Below are 15730 nucleotides of genomic sequence, written 5' to 3' on the forward strand. Positions count from 1 at the left end.
CCCCTCCAGATCGGTCGACCGGATGTGGTTCCCACCGTGCACCATGCCACTGACAGTCGACCCTTCCCACGGTCTTTCCGCAGGTCGGAGCGATTGTCAGTGCCGCGCCCTACCGTCGTTGCCATGCTGCTATCTCACGGGGGAGAACCCTTGCGCACCGCTGCTCCGGTGGTGCGCTGGACGGTGGAGCAGGTCCTGGTCCTGGCTCCTGACGAGTCGTCACGCAAGGCCGGCGGCAGGCTCGGTTCGGCCGGTCCATGGTCCGGCGCGGGCCGCGACGGATCGGGTGCGGTGTGGGGGCTGTGCAAGGGAAGCGGGAGCAAGCCGTATCAGACGGTGGTCGATACGACAGGCCCCGCATACAAGTGCAGTTGCCCCAGCCGGAAATTCCCGTGCAAGCACGCGCTGGGGCTGCTGCTGCTCTGGGCGTCGGACGAGGCGGTGCTCGGCCCGGCGGAGGTGCCGGACTGGGCCGGGGAGTGGCTGGACGGCCGTCGCAGACGGGCGGCGCAGACGGCCGAGCCGGCCGGGGGAGGCGCGGTCGGCGCCGGTGCAGGCCCGTCCGACCCGGCGGCCGCGAGGCGGCGCGCCGAGCGCCGGGCCGAGCGGATCGCCGGCGGTGCGCAGGAGTTGGAGCAGCGGCTGACGGATCTGCTGCGCGGAGGCATGGCGGCGGCCGACCAGTCGGGGTACGGGCTGTGGGAGGAGACGGCGGCCCGCATGGTCGACGCCCAGGCGCCGGGACTGGCAGGCCGGGTACGGGAGTTGGGGGCGATCCCGGCGTCCGGCCCCGGCTGGCCGGTGCGGCTGCTCGAGGAGTGTGCGCTGCTGCATCTGCTGGACACCGCGTGGCTGGGCATCGACCGGCTGCCGGAGCCGCTGGCGGCGACGGTCCGCACGCGAGTGGGGCTGACGGCCTCCGCCGATGGCCCACCGGTCCGCGACCACTGGCTGGTCCTCGCCCAGTACGACACCCCGGACGGCAAGATCGTCACGCGCCGGATCTGGCTGTACGGAAGGGACTCGGGCCGCACCGCACTGCTGCTGTCCTTCGGGGCGGCCGGGCGCTCCCCCGGTCAGGCCCTGCCGGTGGGCGTCACCATCGACGCCGAGCTCACGCCGTATCGAGGGGCCGGGCAGCTGAGGGCGGAGCTGGGCGGGCAGTTCGGTGCGCCGGTGCCGACCGGTGCTCCCCCACCGGGCTCCACGGCGACGGCCGCGGTCACCGCGTACGGGCAGGCCCTTCGGGACGACCCCTGGCTGGAGTCCTGGCCGGTCACCCTGCGCGGGGTCATACCGGTGCCGTCGGGCGACGGCTGGCAGCTGGTGGACGCGGCAGGCGATACGGCCCTGCCCGTCGCCCCGTCGGCACTGACCCGTCCGGGCCTGTGGAAGCTCGTGGCGATCTCCGGCGGCGCGCCGGTCACGGTCTTCGGCGAATGCGGCCACCGCGGCTTCGACCCGCTCGCGGCCTGGGCCGACAGCTCCGACGACGGTGCGGCCGAGACCGTGCCGCTCATCTGACCCCTGGAGGAGGACCGATGCCCGGTACAGAACCGATGCCCAGTACGACCGCCGCATGGGAGGAGCTCGTCACATCGGCGCTGCTCGGCACCGACCGCCGACCGCTCGTTGCGGGAGCCGGGCCGGGGCCGATCACGCTGCTGGATGCGGCAGCGCTGCACACGGTGCGGCGCAGAGCCGGGCTGCGGCCCGCGACTGCGGCCGCCCGGCCCGGGACGGCGCCCGCCGACCCGCGGCCGCCCCTGCCGCCCGCCGCGCGCCGAAGGCTCGCCCAGCTGCTCGCCGACCGGTCGGCGCCGAGCGGTGCGGGCGGCCGGCGCGGTGCGGCGCCCGATCTCACGGAACTGATCCCGCAGTGGCTCGCCGCCGCCAATCTGCGCGGTTTCCGGGCCCCGGCGGCGCTGCTGCCACCCCTGCTGGACGCGGCCCGGGCACGTACCGACCTGCGGCCGCAGGCCCTGGCGTTCGCCGGGCCGCGCGGGCTGTGGCTGGCCGGGCTGAACCCCGAGTGGAAGTTCGCGCTGCGCGGCTCGTCGGGAAGCTCGCTGCTGCCCGAGGTGACCGACGCCGATGCGGTGCACCGGCTGTGGGAGGAGGGCCTGTTCGCCGAGCGCGTCGCCCTGCTCGGGGCCGTACGGGCGCACGATCCGGGTGGTGCGCTCGCGCTGCTGGCCAGCACATGGCCGACGGAGCGGGCGGAGGACCGGCTGATGTTCCTGGACTCGTTGCGCGCCGGGCTGTCCGCCGCGGACGAACCCTTCATGGAGCAGGCCCTCTCCGACCGCAGCCGCAATGTGCGCGCGACGGCCGCCGAGCTGTTGTCCGCGCTGCCGGAGTCGGCGCTGGCCGGGCGGATGGCGGCCCGCGCTTCGTCGTGCGTGAACCTTGACCTGACGGCGGGTGGCGCGACCGTCGCCGTGGAGGCACCGCACGAATGCGACGCCGCGATGCAGCGCGACGGCATGGTGGCGGTGCCGCCGTCCGGACGGGGCGAACGGTCCTGGTGGCTCGGCCAGTTGGTGGAGGCGACCCCGCTGTCCGTCTGGCCGGGGCGGTTCGGCGGGCGTACGGCGCAGGAGATCGTCGCCCTGCCCGTCGCCGACGGCTGGGGCGAGGAGCTGCACGCCGCCTGGTGCCGGGCGGCGGTGCGGCAGTGCGACCCGCAGTGGGCGCGCGCACTGCTCGGCGCCCCTTCGCTCCCTCCGTCGAACGGGCCGGGTACGGCGTCGCTCGCCGAGCGGTCGAAGCTCCTCGCCACGCTGCCCGGCGCGGAACGGGCCGCATGGGTGGCCGACTTCGTCGCCGCGCACGGCCTGTCGGAGGCGTTCCAGCTCCTGGGCGTCTGCCCGGTCCCCTGGGCGGAGCCGCTCGGCAGATCGGTCGTCGACGCGCTCGACATCGCCCGCGACGCCGGTAGTTACCCATGGAGCTTCAGCGGCGTCATGGGGCTGGCCGAGCGCTGCCTGAACCCGGCGGAGGCGGACCGCCTGGAGGTCCTCACGACCACCCCGGACGAGCCGGAAGGCGCATCACCGGGCGCGGCCGGCTACTGGTCGGAGGCGTTCCGGCGCCTGGTCTCCACGCTGCGGCTGCGCGCGGCGATGGATGCGGAGCTGGGGGTGGAGACGGCGTAGGCGGGCCCGGGGGGCTGGTGCGGCCGCGAAGGCGGGCTGCGCGGGCCGCGCCGGTCCTGGATCCCCCCATGGCACAGGGCCACCGGACCGCGTGCCGCGGGAGACGCGACAGGCGGACCGGGGCAGGCGTCGACCCGGCTGGGGCGGGCCTGGACCGCCCTCTGCCGGGGTCAGGCTTCTGCGGGCTGGCGGACGTTCGCGTTCACCCAGTCGACGATCGATGCCGTCGTCGCTCCCGGGGTGAAGATCGCCGCGACGCCCTGTTCCTTCAGCGGCGCGATGTCCGCCTCCGGAATGATGCCGCCGCCGAACACCTTGATGTCCTCCGCGTCGCGCTCCTTGAGCAGCTCGATCACCTTGGCGAAGAGCGTGTTGTGCGCGCCGGAGAGGATCGAGAGCCCGATCGCGTCGGCGTCCTCCTGGATCGCGGTGTCCACGATCTGCTCGGGCGTCTGGTGGAGCCCGGTGTAGATGACCTCCATACCGGCGTCGCGCAGCGCTCGCGCGATCACCTTGGCGCCGCGGTCATGGCCGTCGAGGCCCGGCTTGGCCACCACCACACGGATCGGACCGGTCACACCCATCACTGCCTCCACATGCGTCTCCCGTGCCTGAAGGGCCGGGGATGTGAACGAACGTTATCGACAGCATCCCGCAACCCGCCGTTTCGCGGTGGACCGGGAGGGGGAAATCACACCTGGGACATGTTCGCCAGGCTCCGTTCCCACATCACGCGGCACGCCGCGCGGGACGGACGCCAGGGGAGCCGCTACGAGGCCGCCGTACCACCGCGCCGCCAGCCGCACGGCACGGCGGTACGGCACCAGGGGCCCGACCAGCCCCCGCCCACACCTCTGCCACGGCGCCCATGAGGGCATACGGGGACCGGAGCCGCCTCCCCGTGCGCCGAGCAGGAGGTCGGCCATGAGGGTCATGAAGGTCCTGCCTTTCCTTCCATCGATGCTGCGCGAGCCGTGCCTGCGCCGCACCTGGCTGTCATCGGCGCTGCTGAGGGCCACCGCACTGGAGCTGATCGTGCTCGCCGGGCATGTGCTTCTCTATCCCGCGGGCATCACCAGCGAGCGACGGGACCCCACGCGCCCGTCCGAGCCGCCCTTCGAGCCGTCCACCGCACCGGCCGGTACCCCGGTCCTTCCCGCTGAGAGCCCCGACCGGCCGCCCGTCGTCCTGCTCCATGGGTTCATCGACAACCGCTCCGTCTTCGTCCTGCTGCGCCGCTCCCTCACCCGGCACGGCTGGCGCCACCTGGAGTCCCTCAACTACTCGCCGCTGACCTGCGACATCCGTACGGCCGCCGAGCTGCTCGGCCGGCACATCGAGGAGATCTGCGGCCGCACCGGGCACCATGAGGTCGACATCGTCGGGCACAGCCTCGGTGGCCTGATAGCCCGTTATTACGTGCAGCGACTCGGCGGTGACCGACGGGTCCGCACCCTGGTCACTCTCGGCACCCCGCACGGCGGCACGGCCGTCGCCCCGATGGCCAGTGCGCATCCGATCGTGCGCCAGATGCGCAGCGGTTCCGCCCCGATCGAGGAGCTGCGCCGGCCCGCGCCCGGCTGCCGGACCCGGTTCGTGAGTTTCTGGAGCGAGCTGGACCAGGTGATCGTCCCGGCCGAGGCGGCCTGCATCGACCATCCGGACCTCGATGCCCAGAACGTACGCGTCAGCGGGATCGGCCATCTCGCGCTGCCGGTCCACCCGGCGGTCGCCGCCGGGATCCGCCAGGCGCTCGAGTCCCCGGAAGCGGCCCCCGGTCTCGCGGGTACCGCCTCAGTGGCCTGAGGAAGACCGGAATCCTCACCGCGCAAGGCCGCCACGCCGCGATGAGGGTCGCCCACCCGCGCCCCAGGCCGCCCAGACAGGCCCAAAAAATAGAACGCGTTTCGAACATAGAGCCAAAGCTCTGTGCACAGCCCGTCGAAAGACGGCCGATTGCCCGTTTCCTGAGCGGCCAAAACCTGACGAAGATTGTCGGCGTCGCATACCGGCGGGTACAGTCGCGGCCACTGCTTTCCCCCTGGGATCCCCCACCGGACCCAGACCCCAGGTCCTGCTGCCGAGGCGAGAGAGAAGTTGGTGAACGACCAGCACCCCCACGCCGGGTATGTCGGTTACGACAGCCACTCCACGGGCAGCTTCGACAACGACCCGCTCTTCGGCTCCCTCCCGGGCAGCTACGACGGCACGTACGACACCACCGGCTACAACGGTGGCCACGACGGCCATTACGACGCCGGACAGGCCGGATACAGCGGCCAGTACGACTCAAGCCAGTGGAACACCGGCGCGCATCAGACCGCCGCGTACGACCCCTATGCCGCGTACGGGACCCAGCAGCCGCAGGAGTACGCCACCACCGCGACCTGGATGCCGGATGCCGGCGGCATTCCCGCACAGGGCGGCGCCCCGGAGTCGTCGGGCCAGTGGGACACCAACGGCTGGTATCAGGACGGCCAGTGGGTAACAGCCGGGACGGCCGCCTACGACACCGGCGCGTACGACGCCACTGCCTGGAACACCGGCGCCACGCCCGAACATGATCAGCAGACCGCGCAAACGGCACACACCGCGCAGGAGTTGTACGAACCGGGACAGACTGCGCACGGCGCCCAGGATTCGTACGAGGCGCATGAGTCGTACGCGGACCAGGGCTCCTACGATCCGTATGAGCCCTACCGCACCGCCGAGTTCAGCCAGCCCGACTCGGACCTCGCCGCCGCCACCGACATCGTCGACGACAGCGACAGCGACAGCGACAGCGATGATCTCGACACGGACCGCGCGGCGGACCACAGCGCCGACGACATCCCCCGTCCCGTGAGCCGCCCCAGCACCCGTGGTGGCAGCCGCAGTCGGCGTCGCACCCCCGCGAAACGTTCCGCACTCCTCACCGTCGCCGTTCCCTCCGCCTGCGTGATGAGCGTCGCCGGTATCGCCGCCGCCTCCGTCGGCGGGCTCGGCAGCGGCGAGGAGAAGGACGACACCATGTCGATGGCGGCCGCCGACCCCGGCACCGTCAAGCCCGTCGCCGCCAACAACAAGCTGGACACCCAGCTCGCCAACCTCAGCGCCGACGCGGAGAACTTCGCCGACCGCGCCAGCCGCACCCAGGAGCGCATCGACCTGAAGGAGCGGCAGGCGGCCGAGAAGAAGAAGCGCGAGGAAGAGGCCGCGCGCAAGGAGGCTCTGCGGCCCAAGTTCCTCCTTCCGGTCGCGCAGCACGGCCTCAGCGCCTACTTCGGCCAGGCGGGCGTCAACTGGATGTCCGTGCACACGGGCATCGACTTCCCCGTCTCGTACGGCACTCCGGTGATGGCCGCGACGGATGGCACCGTACGCACCCAGTGGAACAGCGCCTACGGGAACATGGCCATCGTCACCATGGCCGACGGCACCGAGACCTGGTACTGCCACCTCAGCAGCACCAAGATCCGCTCGGGCCCGGTCAAGGCCGGTGACGTCATCGCGTACTCCGGGAACTCCGGGAACTCCACGGGCCCGCACCTGCACTTCGAGGTCCGGCCCGGTGGCGGCGCGGCCATAGACCCGCTGCCCTGGCTCCGCAGCCACGGCCTCGACCCGACCTGAGCAGCCGCAAGGATCCTCGGCGAGTGGTGGCAGGCACCCCCACGCCCGGCACCACCGCCGCCAGCGCCCCCAGGGGCGTCCTGCCTAGAGCTTCTCCACCGGCGCGTAGCGCAGCAGCAGCTTCTTCGGCCGTTCGTCCCCGAAGTCGACCGTCGCCTTCGCCTGGTCGCCGATCCCCTCGACCGCCGTCACCGTGCCGAGCCCGAACTGGTCGTGCGTGACCCGGTCCCCGACCACCAGCGTGATCGTCGGCTTGTCCGAGGTGCGCCGGGTCGCAAATCCCGAGGGGCCCGAGCGCGAGCGTGACGAGGACAGCGACGACGTGATCCCCGACGTCGGTCCGGCCGGGGCCGCCATCGGCCCGGTCCGCTTCCACTGCAGATGCTGGTCCGGGATCTCCTCGAGGAACCGCGACGGCGGGTTGTACGAGGGCTGCCCCCATGCACTGCGCATCGCCGCCCGGGTCAGATAGAGCCGCTCACGGGCCCGGGTGATCCCGACGTAGGCGAGGCGCCGCTCCTCCTCCAGCTCCTTGACCTGTCCCAGCGCGCGCATGTGCGGGAAGACGCCGTCCTCCATGCCGGTCAGGAACACCACCGGGAATTCGAGGCCCTTCGCGGTGTGCAGCGTCATCAGCGTGATGACGCCGGAGCCGTCCGTGTCCTCGTCGGGGATCTGGTCGGAGTCGGCGACGAGCGCGACCTTCTCCAGGAATTCGGCGAGCGTGCCCGCACTCGCGCCTTCCCCTGCGTCGGACTCCCCCCGCTCCTGCTCGAACTCGAGCGCGACGGCGGCGAGTTCCTGCAGGTTCTCGATGCGGGTCTCGTCCTGCGGGTCGGTGGACGCCTGGAGTTCCGCGAGATAGCCGGTCCGCTCCAGGACCGCCTCCAGCACCACGGCGGGGCCGGCGCCCGACTCGACGATCGTGCGCAGCTCCTCCATCAGCGTGTTGAACCGCTTGACGGCGTTGGCCGAGCGGGCCGCCATGCCGTACGCCTCGTCGACGCGGCGCAGCGCCTGCGGGAACGTGATCTTCTCGCGCAGCGAGAGGGCGTCGATCATCGCCTCGGCGCGGTCGCCGATGCCGCGCTTCGGCACGTTCAGAATGCGGCGCAGCGGGACGGTGTCCTCGGGGTTGGCGAGGACCCGGAGGTAGGCCAGGATGTCCCGGACCTCCTTGCGCTCGTAGAAGCGCACGCCGCCGACGACCTTGTAGGGCAGGCCGACGCGGATGAAGATCTCTTCGAAGACCCGGGACTGCGCGTTCGTCCGGTAGAAGATGGCGACATCGCCCGCCTTGGCGTCGCCCGCGTCGGTCAGCCGGTCGATCTCATCGGCGACGAACTGCGCCTCGTCGTGCTCGGTGTCGGCGACATAGCCGGTGATCCGGGCGCCCTCGCCCGCGTTCGTCCAGAGATTCTTGGGGCGGCGGCTCTCGTTGCGTTCGATGACCGCGTTGGCCGCGGAGAGGATCGTTTGCGTGGAGCGGTAGTTCTGCTCCAGCAGGATCGTCGTCGCGTTCGGGTAGTCCTCCTCGAACTGGAGGATGTTGCGGATGGTCGCGCCGCGGAAGGCGTAGATCGACTGGTCCGCGTCACCCACGACGCACAGCTCGGCGGGGGCGTCGGCCGGTCCGGCCGGGCCCACCAGTTCGCGTACGAGCGTGTACTGCGCGTGGTTGGTGTCCTGGTACTCGTCGACGAGGACGTGCCGGAAGCGGCGGCGGTAGTGCTCGGCGACATCGGGGAACGCCTGGAGCAGATGGACCGTCGTCATGATGATGTCGTCGAAGTCCAGCGCGTTGGCCTCGCGCAGCCGGGACTGGTACATCGCGTAGGCCTGGGCGAGCGTCTTCTCGAAGCCGTCCGCAGCCTGCCCGGCGAAGGTCTCCTCGTCGATCAGCTCGTTCTTCAGGTTCGAGACCTTCGCCGTGAACGACTTCGGCGGGAAGCGCTTCGGGTCGAGGTCCAGATCGCGGCAGACCAGGGCCATCAGCCGCTTGGAGTCGGCGGCGTCGTAGATCGAGAACGACGAGGTGAAGCCGAGCTTCTTCGACTCGCGGCGCAGGATCCGTACGCACGCACTGTGGAACGTCATGACCCACATGGCGTTGGCGCGCGGTCCGACGAGCTGCTCGACGCGCTCCTTCATCTCGCCCGCGGCCTTGTTGGTGAAGGTGATCGCCAGGATCTGGCCGGGGTGCACCCCGCGCTCGGCCAGCAGATGGGCGATGCGATGGGTGAGTACCCGGGTCTTGCCGGAGCCGGCCCCGGCGACGATGAGCAGCGGCGACCCTGCGTGCACGACGGCGGCGCGCTGCTCGGTGTTCAACCCGTCGAGCAGGGCGGCAGCGTCGATCACTGGGCGGTGGGCGCCGTCCCGGTAGTACGCATCCCTGGGCGGCGGGGGCGCGTCGAACACGCCCGCGAAGAGGCCCTCCGGCACCGCTTCGGGTGCGGAGTCCTCGGGGGGCGGCGGGGGCTCTTCCTCCGAGTGCTGGAGGCCGGCCAGGAAACTGTCGTCAAAGAGGCTGCTCATCGCTTGACGAGTCTAGGCCGCCGCACCGACACCGTGCGGCCGCATGGCGAACAGCACCCGGCGCACGGGCACATAAGGAGACCGTGCGCCCACACCGCGTAGCGGAAGAGGGGGCCGCCCGGCCCGCACGCCCACCCCCGTCGTCGAGGTCACGAAAACGTATCGGGCATATCGAACATCGACCTTCACAGCAGCACCACGGGTTGGCTAGCGTGCTCCGTCGGGCGGCCCGTACCCCCTGAGGCGAACCACGCCGAGCGGGCTCCCACGCCGAATCCGGGCTGCCCTCATGAGAGTTCGGAACCGGGGACCCACACGCATCACCGGGGTGAATCGGTCCATATCCCCCCATCCGGACCGTAGGGCAGCCTTCCGTTCCGCCCGAACCCGACAGCTAACCCGGTAGGCGGTCCACGGAAGGAGATGCCGGCCTTGGCGTCGCATCGCAAACCGCGCACCCGGGTGCGCTCCACCACGCCCGCCGTCGGGCTCACAACGGCCGCATTGGCAGGTGTGACCCTGCTCTCCACGCAGAGCGCCATGGCCGCCCCGGCCTCGCCGAAGCCCAGCATCGAGGACGTACAGAAGAAGGTCGACGACCTCTACCGGCAGGCGGGCACCGCGACCCAGCAGTACAACCAGGCGAAGGAGGCCTCCGCCGCACAGCGGGGCAAGGTCGACGCCCTGCTGGACGACGTCGCAAAGCGTGCCGACAAGCTGAACGACGCGCGCAGGACGCTCGGCAACTACGCGGCGGCGCAGTACCGCACCGGCTCCATCGCGCCGAGCGCCACCTTCTTCCTGGCCGACGACCCGCAGGCGTACTTCGACCAGAACCAGCTGATGGCCCGGATGGCGGGCCGGCAGCAGGAGGCGGTCACGGACTTCCGTACGCAGCAGGCCGCGGCGTCGAAGAAGCGCGCCGAGGCGGCGAAGAGCCTGGAGACGCTCACCGAGTCACAGGCCACGCTGCGGACCAGCAAGGCGAACATCCAGAAGAAGCTGGGCGAGGCCCGCACGATGCTGTCGAAACTGACGGCCGAGGAGAAGGCGCGGCTCGCGGCGCTGGAGCGCAAGAAGGAGGCGGAGGCCAAGCGCAAGGCCGAGGAGCTGGCCCGTCAGCAGGCAGCCGCCAAGGCCGAGGCGGACCGCAAGGCCGAGGAGGCAGCGAAGCAGGCGGGATCCGGCGGCGATACGGGAACGGGCACCGGCACCGGCACCGGCACCGGCACGGGGACCGGCACGGGGACCGGCTCGGACAGCAGCGCCACCACGAAGGCCGACAAGGTCCTCGCCTTCGCCCGCGCCCAGATAGGCAAGCCGTACGTCTGGGGCGCGACGGGCCCCTCGTCGTACGACTGCTCGGGGCTGACCCAGGCCGCATGGAAGGCGGCGGGCGTCGACATCCCCCGTACCACCTGGGACCAGGTGGAGATCGGCACGCGGATCGCGACGGCGGATCTGCAGCCGGGCGACCTCGTCTTCTTCTACGACGACATCAGCCACGTCGGCATCTACAAGGGCGACGGCATGATGATCCACGCCCCGAAGCCGGGCGCGAATGTCCGCGAGGAGTCGATCTACTACATGCCGATCTACGGCAGCGTGCGGCCCGCGTAGCCGCGGTCCCGGACAACGGCGAGCCCCCGCCGGAAGAATCCGGCGGGGGCTCGCGCCATGAAGAGCAGGGACCGGCCCGGGCGGCAGCGGCCGGCTCAGGTCCAGAGCGTCGCGATGAAGATATTGGCGACCGTCAGCCCGCCGACCGCTGCGAAGGCGCCCTTCGCGACCTTCTCCTCGTCCCGCTTGATGTACACCAGTGCGAGGATCACGACCAGGACCGCCAGCTTCACGCCGATCTTGATGTTGTTGACCGGCTGGTCGTCCGCCTGGTTGAGCCCGACCAGTGCGATACCGGTGACCAGCATGGTCAGCGCACCGTGCAGCATCGCCGGGACGAAGCGTGCCGTGCCCGCACCCATCGCCTTCATCTGGGTCAGGAAGCCGCCCAGGAGGGCGGCGATACCGATGATGTGCAGCGCGACGAAGACATTGATGAGTACGTCCATGGGGCCGCAGCCTAGCCGGGGCCATGACACCGCTCTCCGGCAAGGTGGGGGCTCCTTGGTGTTTCACTCACATCTGCACCAATTGCCTGACTATGGAGCGTTTTCTCCGATCACTTGATGACATCGCCTCGCCAAATTCGGGCAATAGCCGTCATTACGACTCTTTCTCGTGCCCCGGGTTTAGCGTCCCTATCCAGGTGACCGGCTTCACCGACGCTCGGCACGCGGGCGGCGGCCCGGTCACCCCGCCGAAGAGTCCGGCGGCGGGCCGCTCCCCCTGCTGGCTCGCCGTCGGACCTCCGCGGGCCCGCCGGTAGGCCCCGACGGGCAGTCGACAGCAAGGAGCCCCGCTCACGTGGCAGCGCATCGAAAACCCAAGCAGCGCCCGTGTACCGGCTCTGCTGCCCGCACTGCAGCCACCCTCGCGTTCGCCGGGGCCGCGACAGCTGCTGCCCTGCCGGGGGCCGCACACGCCGATCCGCAGCTCACCCCCGCCCAGGTCAAGGCCAAGGTGGACCGGCTGTACCACGAAGCGGAGGTCGCCACCGAGCAGTACAACGGCGCGAAGGAGAAGGTGACCGCCACCGCCAAGTCCCTGGGCGCGTTGCGCGACGAAGCCGCCCGCAGGACCGAACGCCTCAACGTCTCCCGCAACGCACTCGGTTCGCTCGCCGCTGCCCAGTACCGCACCGGGGGCATCGACCCCGCCGTACAGCTGGCGCTCTCCTCCAACCCCGACGAGTACCTGCAACGGGCCTCGTACGTGGACCGGATCGCCGACCGCCAGGCCACCGAGGTCTCCAAGGTGCAGCGGCAGGTCACCGAGATCGCCCAGCTGCGCGCCGAGGCGAAGGAAGAACTGGCGGCACTGGGCACCCGCCAGGCCGAGCTGAAGAAGCACCGCACGACGGTCAGGGCCAAACTGGCCGACGCCCAGCGGCTCCTGGACACCCTGTCGCCCGTGCAGCGCGCCGCGTACGAGCAGTGGGACACCGCACGCTCCGCCGCCGGCCACGCCGATCGCAGCACGCAGCGCGCCGGCGCCGCACAGGCCGCCCCCAATGTCCGCGCCGCTGAGGCCGTCGCGTTCGCCTACGGGGCGCTGGGCAAGCCGTACGTCTGGGGCGCGACCGGTCCGACCTCGTTCGACTGCTCCGGGCTGACCCAGGCCGCCTGGCGCTCCGCCGGCGTCTCGCTCCCGCGCACCACGTACACGCAGATCAACGCCGGACAGCGCATCTCCCGCTCCGAACTCGCCCCCGGCGACCTGGTGTTCTTCTACTCCGGCGTCAGCCATGTCGGCCTGTACATCGGCGACGGCCGGATGATCCACGCGCCGCACCCCGGTGCACCGGTCCGCATCGCGCCGATCGACGAAATGCCCTTCGCCGGGGCGACCCGGGTGGCATAGGCTCCCGGCTGCCGCAGCCCGGAGTCCCACCGGACCGGTCGAAGGAGACTCGCGCATGCCCATGGACGCGGACGTCCAGAGCCACAGCCGTACGCTCGCCCTGCGCTCCCCCGGCCATCTGCGGGTCGGCCCGTTCACTGTCCGCCACAACCCCGACTGGCAGCTGAAGTACGCCAATTACGCGATCCCGGACCAGGGGGCCGAGCCGACGGCGGCCGATGTGCAGGCACTGATCGCCGCATTCCGCGAGCGGGACCGGATGCCGCGTCTGGAGTATCTGCCCAGTGGGGCACCCGCGGTCGAACCCGCGCTGATCGCCGCCGGTTTCACCGTCGAGAACCGGGCCCCGATCCTGGCCTGCGCCCCCGGCGACCTACTGCCGCCGAAGCCGGTGGACGCCCTTGTCATCGCCGAACCGGCCACCGACGCGGAGTTCTACGCCGCCGCCCGCGTACAGCGCACCACGGCTACGGCGGCACAGGCGAACCCGAGGGCGGCGAGGCGGCGTGGCTGCGCAACGCTGTGGCGGGCGGCGGCGCGGCGGCCCTCGCCACCGTGGACGGCTTACCGGCGGGCGCGGGCGGCTGCTCGGTCCCGGTCGACGGCCTCACCGAACTGGCCGGTCTCGCCGTCGCCGACACCTTCCGCCGCCGTGGCATCGGCGCCGCGCTCTCCGCGCATCTGACCGCGACCGCGTTCGCGCGGGGCCGCCGGGTGGTGTGGCTGGAGCCGGGCGACGCCGATGTGGAACGGATCTATGCGGGCATCGGATACCGCAGGATCGGCGAGAAGCTGAACATCTCGCTCGCCCCCGCCTGAGCACCTCCGGGGTCTCGGCCCCGCTGGTGCGCTTGCGGAGTTCAGACCAGCCGTCGGGCCGTCGCCCACCGCGTCAGCTCGTGCCGGTTCGACAGCTGGAGCTTCCGCAGCACCGCCGAGACATGCGACTCGACCGTCTTCACCGAGATGAACAGCTGCTTGGCGATCTCCTTGTACGCATAGCCGCGGGCGATCAGCCGCAGCACCTCGCGCTCGCGCTGCGTCAGCCGGTCCAGGTCCTCGTCGACCGGCGGCGCGTCCGTCGACGCGAACGCGTCGAGAACGAAGCCGGCGAGCCTGGGCGAGAACACCGCGTCGCCCTCCTGGACCCGGAAGACCGAGTCGATCAGGTCGGTGCCGGTGATCGTCTTGGTGACGTAGCCGCGGGCGCCGCCGCGGATGACGCCGATGACGTCCTCGGCGGCGTCCGAGACGGACAGCGCCAGGAAGCGCACCGGCTTCTCGACCGCGCCCATCAGCGGGGCGCAGCGGCGCAGCACCTCAACGCCTCCGCCGCCCGGCAGGTGGACGTCGAGGAGGACGACCTCGGGGCGGGTCGCCGTGATGACGGTGACCGCCTGGTCGACGTCGGCGGCCTCGCCGACGACCTCGACGCCGGTCTCCTCGGTGCGGCCGATCTCGGCCTGCACCCCGGTGCGGAACATCCGGTGGTCGTCGACGAGCACGACCCGTACCCGGCGCTCCGGGCCCCCGGTTGCCTCAGTGGTCTCCGTCATCGCTCGCCCTCTCCATCTCCAGCTCGACTTCCGTGCCCCCGCCGGGCACCGAACGCAGCCGCGCCGTACCGCCGTTGCGCTGCATCCGGCCGATGATTGATTCTCTTACGCCCATTCTGTCCGCCGGCACGGAATCCGGATCGAACCCCGGCCCCCGGTCCCGTACCGAGACGAAGACCGTACGGCCCTCGACCTCCGCGTAGACCTGCACGGCGCCGCCCTCGCCACCGTACTTCGCGGCGTTGACCATCGCCTCGCGTGCGGCCTGCATCTGGGCGGTGAGCTTCTCGTCGAGCGGGCAGTCGCCGACGACGACGACCTCCAGCGGGACGCCGTGCTTGTCCTCGACCTCGGCGGCGGCGCGCTTGACCGCTTCGGCGAGGGTCTCCGGTTCGTCGTCCTCGTCCTTGCCGGTGCCCTGCGGGTTGTACAGCCAGTTGCGCAGTTCGCGTTCCTGGGCGCGGGCCAGCCTGCGGACCTCGCCCGGGTCCTCGGCGTTGCGCTGGATCAGAGTGAGGGTGTGCAGCACGGAGTCATGGACATGGGCGGCGACCTCGGCCCGCTCCTGGGCCCTGATACGCATCAGGCGTTCCTCGGAGAGGTCCTGGGTCATGCGTACGAGATAGGGGCCGGCCAGCAGCGCGATGCCGGTGAGGACGGCGATCGCCGCGGTGAGGACATTGCCGAGCTGGGCCGCGGAGCCGCGTACCACCATGAAGCCGGCGAGACCCAGGCCGACCAGGGCGACCCCGGCCAGCCCGCGGGCCAGATGCAGCACCCGGCGGCGGCTGCCGACCTCCATCCAGCGGGCCCGCCGGGCGTTGTCGGCCTGCCGCCACACCAGGACGGAACCCGCACCGATCAGCAGCGTCGGCCAGATGTAGCGGTCGGCCTTGCTGCCCATGTCGACGTTGCCCACGAAGACGACCGCGCCGATCAGCAGCGCTATGAGGGCGAAGACCTGCCCCTTGTCGGGCTTGCGGAGCCGGCGCCGGCCGTCGGCACCGGTCTCGAAGACGGAGCGCGGCGACTCGACCCCGCCGACGCCGAGCGGGACGACGATCCAGAACACGGCGTACAGCAGCGCACCGAGGCCGTCAGCGAAGAACAGGCCGAGGAAGACGAACCGCACCCAGGCGACGGGCAGCCCGAGATGCCCGGCGAGTCCGCGCGCGACGCCGCCCAGCATCCGCCCGTCGGCGCTGCGGTACAGCTTGCGCAGCGGTGGCTCCTCCGGGTCGGCGCTGAGGGAGCTTGCGGCTCGGGGCGTGGCGGCTGGCATGCTCCGATCGTCACATGTCGGGGCGGGCGGCGGCATCAGGGTCGGCCCCCACTCGACCCTGAGACGGCCGGTCGTGCGGAGACCAGAGGGCCTCCCTTCAGGGT

Annotated in this window: 11 protein-coding genes, 1 pseudogene and 1 riboswitch; of the genes and pseudogenes, 7 read left to right on the forward strand and 5 right to left on the reverse strand. The window is 71.4% G+C overall.

Translation table 11 applies throughout. The features are described from left to right. Positions 1-123: 123 nt before the first annotated feature. Both ACWCP8_RS02710 and ACWCP8_RS02715 read left to right on the forward strand, forming a co-directional pair. Positions 124-1524, forward strand: a complete 1401-nt coding sequence (locus ACWCP8_RS02710; RefSeq protein WP_451113968.1) for an SWIM zinc finger family protein — start codon at positions 124-126, stop codon at positions 1522-1524. A gap of 17 nt (positions 1525-1541) precedes the next feature. Further along, positions 1542-3158 (forward strand): DUF5691 domain-containing protein, encoded by a 1617-nt coding sequence (locus ACWCP8_RS02715; protein ID WP_451113969.1) that lies wholly within the window; start codon positions 1542-1544, stop codon positions 3156-3158. A gap of 170 nt (positions 3159-3328) precedes the next feature. Here ACWCP8_RS02715 and ACWCP8_RS02720 read toward each other — a convergent pair whose 3' ends face one another. Next, entirely contained in the window at positions 3329-3742 is a 414-nt protein-coding gene (locus ACWCP8_RS02720) for a cobalamin B12-binding domain-containing protein (protein WP_030914396.1), read from the reverse strand. 349 nt (positions 3743-4091) lie between these two features. On the opposite strand from ACWCP8_RS02720, the gene ACWCP8_RS02725 reads away from it, so the two are divergent. Together ACWCP8_RS02725 and ACWCP8_RS02730 are read left to right on the forward strand one after the other, a co-directional pair. Then, on the forward strand, positions 4092-4964 hold the full coding sequence (locus tag ACWCP8_RS02725) for an esterase/lipase family protein (RefSeq protein ID WP_352267917.1): 873 nt from the start codon (positions 4092-4094) through the stop codon (positions 4962-4964). Positions 4965-5258: 294 nt separating this feature from the next. Continuing rightward, on the forward strand, positions 5259-6770 hold the full coding sequence (locus ACWCP8_RS02730) for a M23 family metallopeptidase (protein WP_451113970.1): 1512 nt from the start codon (positions 5259-5261) through the stop codon (positions 6768-6770). Positions 6771-6854: 84 nt separating this feature from the next. Here the strand turns inward: ACWCP8_RS02730 and pcrA are convergent, their stop codons facing one another. Continuing rightward, a complete protein-coding gene (gene pcrA / locus ACWCP8_RS02735) occupies positions 6855-9308 on the reverse strand; it encodes a DNA helicase PcrA (protein WP_451113971.1) in 2454 nt (817 codons plus the stop codon). A gap of 258 nt (positions 9309-9566) precedes the next feature. Next, positions 9567-9733, forward strand: a riboswitch (cyclic di-AMP (ydaO/yuaA leader). Between pcrA and ACWCP8_RS02740 the strand changes: the two genes are divergently transcribed. Beyond that, positions 9732-10928 (forward strand): NlpC/P60 family protein, encoded by a 1197-nt coding sequence (locus ACWCP8_RS02740; protein ID WP_451113972.1) that lies wholly within the window; start codon positions 9732-9734, stop codon positions 10926-10928. Its footprint overlaps the riboswitch before it by 2 nt. Positions 10929-11023: 95 nt before the next feature. Here the strand turns inward: ACWCP8_RS02740 and ACWCP8_RS02745 are convergent, their stop codons facing one another. Next, a complete protein-coding gene (locus ACWCP8_RS02745; RefSeq protein ID WP_352267859.1) occupies positions 11024-11377 on the reverse strand; it encodes a hypothetical protein in 354 nt (117 codons plus the stop codon). A 355-nt stretch (positions 11378-11732) separates the two neighbouring features. Between ACWCP8_RS02745 and ACWCP8_RS02750 the strand changes: the two genes are divergently transcribed. Together ACWCP8_RS02750 and ACWCP8_RS02755 are read left to right on the forward strand one after the other, a co-directional pair. Further along, a complete protein-coding gene (locus ACWCP8_RS02750; protein ID WP_352267860.1) occupies positions 11733-12788 on the forward strand; it encodes a C40 family peptidase in 1056 nt (351 codons plus the stop codon). A 55-nt stretch (positions 12789-12843) separates the two neighbouring features. Then, positions 12844-13607: pseudogene (locus ACWCP8_RS02755) on the forward strand (GNAT family N-acetyltransferase). A 41-nt stretch (positions 13608-13648) separates the two neighbouring features. Here the strand turns inward: ACWCP8_RS02755 and ACWCP8_RS02760 are convergent. Both ACWCP8_RS02760 and ACWCP8_RS02765 read right to left on the reverse strand, forming a co-directional pair. Continuing rightward, positions 13649-14344 (reverse strand): LuxR C-terminal-related transcriptional regulator, encoded by a 696-nt coding sequence (locus ACWCP8_RS02760; RefSeq protein WP_267002852.1) that lies wholly within the window; start codon positions 14342-14344, stop codon positions 13649-13651. Continuing rightward, the gene (locus ACWCP8_RS02765; protein WP_352267862.1) at positions 14328-15626 is read right to left on the reverse strand and encodes a PspC domain-containing protein; all 1299 of its coding nucleotides are present in this window, start codon (positions 15624-15626) and stop codon (positions 14328-14330) included. Before ACWCP8_RS02765 ends, ACWCP8_RS02760 begins: the two co-directional genes overlap by 17 nt. Between the last annotated feature and the right edge of the window lie 104 nt (positions 15627-15730).

This window comes from Streptomyces sp. NPDC002206 (assembly GCF_053593595.1).